The sequence below is a fragment of the Actinomyces sp. S6-Spd3 genome (assembly GCF_000758755.1).
Classification (GTDB): Bacteria; Actinomycetota; Actinomycetes; order Actinomycetales; family Actinomycetaceae; genus Pauljensenia.
In genome coordinates this window covers 1-554 of the sequence record NZ_JRMV01000230.1, presented here as the reverse complement: position 1 = coordinate 554, position 554 = coordinate 1, and the positions used below count along the sequence as shown (strand labels likewise).

Here is a 554-nt window from a genome sequence, read left to right as displayed (position 1 = left end):
TGACGAGTCCTACCGCCTTGACGTTGCCGGCGAGTTTGGGAGGCAAGCGCCTCTGATCGTTGAGATCGGCACGGGCAATGGTGAACAGATCGTCGCCTATGCGAAGGAACATCCGCAGGTCAATATGTTGGGTGTGGAAGTGTGGGCGCAAGGCATTGCGAAAGGTATTTCACGAGCCGTTTCGCAGGGTGTAGATAACATCCGTTTTATCGAGGTTGACGCCGCGCAGGCTCTTCCCATCATGATGCCACAGGCGAGCGCTACTGAGGTATGGACGTTCTTCCCTGATCCGTGGCGGAAGGCACGACATCGTAAGCGTCGCCTGGTCAATGACGCTTTTGCTTTGACCATCGCGAATCTGCTGGCAGACGGCGGAGTGTGGCGCCTGGCCACCGATTGGGATGACTACGCGTGGCAGATGCGTGACGTGATCGAGGCGTGCGAATACTTCGAGAATCTCTACTTGGGTGAGCGTCCGGATCCAGAAGATCCACAGCCGGAAAGAGGCGGTTTTGCTCCTCGGTTTGAAGATCGTGTCTTAACGCGTTTCGAGG

The 554-nt window shown here is 56.7% G+C and carries 1 protein-coding gene; it reads left to right on the top strand.

Features of this window, described 5'->3' with window-relative positions:
- Window positions 1-554: tRNA (guanosine(46)-N7)-methyltransferase TrmB (trmB, locus tag HMPREF1627_RS01900; protein ID WP_034500654.1), on the top strand; the 554-nt coding region annotated here is incomplete at both ends.